This is a genomic window from Gallibacterium genomosp. 1, assembly GCF_001678575.1.
Lineage (GTDB): Bacteria > Pseudomonadota > Gammaproteobacteria > Enterobacterales > Pasteurellaceae > Gallibacterium.
Map to the genome: position 1 here is coordinate 1 of NZ_JTJP01000078.1, position 5003 is coordinate 5003.

7 protein-coding genes and 1 pseudogene are annotated in these 5003 nt (G+C 36.1%); 5 read left to right on the forward strand and 3 right to left on the reverse strand.

From position 1 onward, the window contains the following. From QV04_RS11145 to QV04_RS11165, 5 genes are all read left to right on the forward strand, one after another. Positions 1 to 318: tetratricopeptide repeat protein (locus QV04_RS11145; protein WP_197494830.1), on the forward strand; the 318-nt coding region annotated here is incomplete at its 5' end. Positions 319 to 417: 99 nt separating this feature from the next. Beyond that, on the forward strand, positions 418 to 1209 hold the full coding sequence (locus QV04_RS11150) for a nucleotide-binding domain containing protein (protein ID WP_231924145.1): 792 nt from the start codon (positions 418 to 420) through the stop codon (positions 1207 to 1209). A 118-nt stretch (positions 1210 to 1327) separates the two neighbouring features. After that, positions 1328 to 2083, forward strand: coding sequence for a DeoR/GlpR family DNA-binding transcription regulator (locus tag QV04_RS11155; RefSeq protein ID WP_065230680.1), 756 nt, complete (start codon positions 1328 to 1330; stop codon positions 2081 to 2083). A gap of 95 nt (positions 2084 to 2178) precedes the next feature. Further along, complete coding sequence (locus QV04_RS11160) at positions 2179 to 2355, forward strand: type II toxin-antitoxin system HicA family toxin (protein ID WP_039172947.1); 177 nt, start codon at positions 2179 to 2181, stop codon at positions 2353 to 2355. A 41-nt stretch (positions 2356 to 2396) separates the two neighbouring features. Beyond that, positions 2397 to 2813: a type II toxin-antitoxin system HicB family antitoxin gene (locus tag QV04_RS11165; RefSeq protein ID WP_065230681.1), complete on the forward strand. Its 417-nt coding sequence runs from the start codon at positions 2397 to 2399 to the stop codon at positions 2811 to 2813. A 115-nt stretch (positions 2814 to 2928) separates the two neighbouring features. Here the strand turns inward: QV04_RS11165 and QV04_RS11575 are convergent. The 3 genes and pseudogenes from QV04_RS11575 to QV04_RS11175 form a co-directional block, all read right to left on the reverse strand. Beyond that, positions 2929 to 3024, reverse strand: a pseudogene (locus QV04_RS11575) (glucuronate isomerase); the annotation flags it as partial. Positions 3025 to 3032: 8 nt separating this feature from the next. Beyond that, positions 3033 to 3881 (reverse strand): SDR family oxidoreductase, encoded by an 849-nt coding sequence (locus QV04_RS11170; RefSeq protein WP_039172939.1) that lies wholly within the window; start codon positions 3879 to 3881, stop codon positions 3033 to 3035. A 13-nt stretch (positions 3882 to 3894) separates the two neighbouring features. Continuing rightward, on the reverse strand, positions 3895 to 5001 hold the full coding sequence (locus QV04_RS11175) for a TRAP transporter large permease (protein WP_065233468.1): 1107 nt from the start codon (positions 4999 to 5001) through the stop codon (positions 3895 to 3897). Between the last annotated feature and the right edge of the window lie 2 nt (positions 5002 to 5003).

Sequence of the window (5003 nt, forward strand, 5' to 3'; positions counted from 1 at the left end):
CAGGATTATTTCCAAGCGGTGAAATGGTATCAAAAAGCGGCAGAGCAGGGAGATGCACAGGCTCAATTGAGTTTGGGATATATGTATGACAACGGACAAGGAGTAAAACAGGATTATTTCCAAACGGTGAAATGGTATCAAAAAGCGGCAGAGCAGGGAAATGCAAAGGCTCAATTTAATTTGGGGATAATGTATAGCTTAGGACAAGGTGTTAAAAAAGATCGTAATCTTGCCAAAATGTGGGTTAGTAAAGCTTGTGAAAATGGATATCAAAAAAGTAGGTGTGATGTGTATCGTATGTTGAATGAAGGAGAATAAATGCGAGCAAAATTATCCTTATCTGCGAAGCGGGATTAGATATGGGGTGCTACAGTTAATGGGATTCCAGTTGCAGATACTCCATCTGGAAAAGATGTTATTTGCCCGGTAACCTCTTCTATTATGACGGATCTTTTACCGAATGCAGAGCAAGTTACATTCAGTACAGAACAAGAATTATTGCAAAAAGTGCAATCTTCCACTTTAGAGCAAATAGTTGTTGACGCAAAAACAGAAAATGATTTAGAAATAATTGCTCGTGTTATTGAGCGTTTAGGTAAGTTAGTGATTCCTGTAGGGTCAGCAGGTTTGGCTAATAAATTAAAACTTCAGACATTACCCTCTTCAAATAATAAGAGAGCTTTAACTAATGGAAGAAGCCTAATCTTGGTAACATCTATCCACGAAACTAGCCAAAATCAAGTGGATGAATATATTGCACACAATGGTGGTGATGCAATAGTTTTTAACCCATCTCCGTCGCAATTACTCAATCATAAAATTTCGGCAAAAGCATTAAGAGAACAATTAAATGCATTAATTACCTCTAGTGAATCTGATGTCATCATTAGAGCTAATCCAACAAAGGTTGTTAATGCAGAAAACGATATAAATATGATCGCTAGAACGCTTGCAAAAGATTTGGCTGAATTAAGTTTATATTGTTTAAATCATAAACATTTTGATCATTTAATTTTATTTGGTGGTGATGGGGCTGCGACACTCTTGGAACAAATGAATGTCACAGAGATGAAATTGCTTTATTCGATCGTTCCGGGAGTACCGGTCTGCCAGATTCAAAATGGTCAATATGAAAATTTAACTGTAATGACAAAATCGGGAGGCTTTGGAAATAATCACTTATTAAGTGATATTATGAAATTGAATTAGCATCAATGTATTGCCGACTATTTGAGAAAAACAAAAATTTAGTGAATAATTAATACATTCTTAAACGTTTTAACACGCATTGTCTTCAATGCGTGTTTTCTTACAGTTAGAGGCGAATATGTCTGCAGACCGTTTAGATCAAATCCTGTTATTTCTCAAAAATCATAATCTGGCAACCGTTGATCAGCTAGTAAAAGCAACAAATGCATCGCCAGCAACAATTCGTCGCGATCTGATTAAACTTAATCAGCAAGGAACGATTATCCGAACTCACGGTGGTGTGAGTTTAAATCAGTTTATTCCATTTCAACCTACCACTAATGAAAAGCAACTGAAGTTTATGGTGGAAAAGGATCGGATTGCAGAATATGTTTCTTCCTTTATCAGTGCTGGAGATTCTATTGTGCTGGATGCCGGCACCACAACGTTGAGTATCGCAAAAAAAATTGCACATTTACCATTAAGAGTAATTACTACAGATCTTCATATTGCGCTTTTCTTGTCCGAATATAAACAAATTGAATTAATGATCACTGGCGGCTATATCGACAGTTCCAGCCAATCTTGTATTGGTAATCACAGCCTTTCGTTATTGAATAATCTTTATCCTGATTTAGCGTTTATCAGTTGTAATTCGTGGAGCTTGGAACGGGGGGTAACCGCGCCGACAGAAGAGAAAGCCGAGCTAAAAAGTGCTTTATTACAGCACGCTAAACGCCGAGTATTAGTTGCTGATAGCAGTAAATATGGCAAGTATTCTTTATTTGGTGTAGCAAAACTATCTGAATTTACTGATATTGTGACGGATGATAATTTAATTAGTTCCATACGTCCTGTTTTATCGAAAGAAAATTTTAAATTAGTGTTGGTGTGAGCAAATAATTTTGCTTTCTTAATTTGTTAATTTTTATTGATCTTGTAAACATTTTTGTTTATTGTTGTTATGTCTTAAAACGAACGGAGGTCTAAGTGAAACAAAGTGAGTTTTTAAGATGGCTGAAAGCACAAGGAGTAGAAGTTAAAGATGGAAGCAATCATATTAAACTCTACTTAAACGGCAAGCAATCCGTGTTACCTCGCCATTCCGGCAAAGAGATAGCAAAAGGAACTGAAATGGCTGTTAAAAAGCAATTAGGTCTAAAATAATAATAGCCCTCTGAAGAGGGCTATCTTTAGAGGAGATTTATATGTTATATCCGGCAATTTTTGAGAAAGAAGAGAGCGGTTTATATTCGGTAACATTTAGAGATATTCCGGAAGCGATTACTTGTGGCGATAACTATGAAGATGCTTTAGTTATGGCAAAAGATGCACTAGTTACTGCAATGGATTTCTATTTTGAAGATAAACGTAGCGTGCCAATGCCGAGCGAGGCAAAAGAGGGCGAGGTATTAATTGAGTTGCCGCCTAGTGTTACAGCTAAGGTGATGTTATTAAATGAAATGATTAAACAAAATATATCAAATGTAGAGTTAGCAAAACGTATTCATGTAAAACCACAAGAGGTTCAACGTATTACTAATTTAAATCATAGTACAAAAATAGATACATTAAATAGAGCATTTCAGGCATTAGGAAAAAGACTTGAAATTTCTGTTTTGTAATGCACTTACTCCCATCGAGGGCTGGAAAAGGATGCTAGAAATAGCGTCCTTTTTCTTTTTTAGTTAATCAGACAGATTTACCGTTAGCTGAATCTGCCTGATTAAGTATTTTTTCTTATTTAAAATAGCGTTTCGCATTATCAAAACAAATGTTTTTGACCATTTGTCCGAGTAGCTCGAGATCATTAGGAGCTTCGCCGTTTTCTACCCAATTTCAGTTTACACCCCACTATATGCGGAGAATCCGCCATCAACAGGAATGATGACCCCATTGACGAAACTGGAATATTGATTGTCGATCAAAAATAATAATGCTCCTAATAATTCCTCTGGTTCACCAAAACGTGCCATTGGGGTGTTGGTGAGAATTTTATTGGCTCTAGCGGTTGGATTGCCATTTTCATCAAATAATAATGCCCTATTTTGGTTGCTGACAAGAAAGCCCGGAGCGATGGCGTTACAGCGAATCCCCACTTTTGAGAAATAGACGGCAAGCCATTGAGTGAAATTGCTGATTGCCGCTTTTGCTCCCGAGTAAGCAGGGATTTTGGTGAGTGGCGTAAAAGCGTTCATACTGGAAATATTGACGATATTTGCTCCTGCTTTCCCCATCATATCTTTGGCGAAAACTTGGGTTGGCAATAATGTACCTAAGTAGTTGAGATTAAAAACAAATTCGATGCCTGATTTGTCCAAATCAAAGAAAGTTTTAGTATGTTCCGGTAAATCCAGTTGATGAAATTCGTTATCGGTTGTTGCTTTAGGATTATTACCACCAGCACCATTAATTAAAATGTCACAAGTGCCGAAATCTTGTGTAATAGTGTTGCGGGTTTGCTCTATGCTGTCTAAATCTAACACATTGGTTTGGTAGGCTTTCGCAATGCCACCTGTTTGGGCGATTTCTTCAGCAACCTGGTTTGCCGCGTCAAAATTAATATCCAGTAAGGCGATTTTGGCTTGTGTTTTTGCCAGTGCTTTGGCAAGAAACGCACAAAGCACGCCACCTGCACCTGAAATAACGATAACTTTATTCTTGAGATTGTGGTGTTGAGCGATGTTATTCATTTTTATGTCCTTTTTAAGATAACCAATTCATAGGGATAATTACAATATTAGGGAAAAATACCATTAATAGTAAAATCAATATATAAATTCCTAGAAATGGTAAAATCCCTTTAGAAATAGCACCTATGCCTAAATTTGCTATTCCAGAACCTACATATAATACAGTTCCAACTGGAGGAGTAATTAATCCAATAGATAAATTTATAACCATCATAATACCAAAATAAGCAGGATCTATATGATATGCCCGTAATAAAGGTAAAATGACAGGTACAAAAATAAGTACAGCAGGAATAAGATCCATAACGCATCCTACTAATAGAAGGAATATCATTAATATAAGCATTAAAATTGTAGGGCTAGTTGTTATTCCTTGCAAAAATTCTACTAATTCCATCGGAATTTGAGCAACTGTAATAGCAAATGCGGATATCATAGCTGCAGCTGCAACGAACATTACCATAGAGGTTGTCTTTATAGTATTAAGGAAAATATCTTGTATTTTTTGTAAGTTTAATTCTTTATAAATAATGCTAATAATGGCGGCATATATAGCAGCTACAACACCAGCTTCTGTTGGGGTAAAAACACCCCCTCTTAGACCTACTATAATAATGACAGGAAGTAATAATGGAAGGAAAGCTTTTTTAAATGCATTCCATCGTTGTTTTGAATTTTGTTTTTCTTGTAGATTGGAGGATTCGTGTCGATAAAGAATTTTCCAAGTAAACCAAAGACCTAATACCATTAACAAACCAGGAACAGCACCTCCCATAAATAATTTTGTAATTGATGTTCCGGCAGTAATTCCATAAATAATCATTGGAATACTAGGTGGAATTACAACAGAAATAATTCCTGCAGCACAAATTAAACCTGTTGATCTTGATATGTCATATTTTCTAGCTGCCATCATTGGAATAAGTATCGCTCCGAGAGCAGCAGTATCTGCCACAGCAGAGCCAGATAACCCAGCAAAAATTAATCCAGATATAATAACAACATATCCTAATCCTCCTTTTATATGTCCTACCATACTCATGGCAAAATTAATAATTCTTTCAGAAATTCCTCCATATTTCATAATCTCCCCAGTAAGCATAAAAAAAGGAATAGCCATTA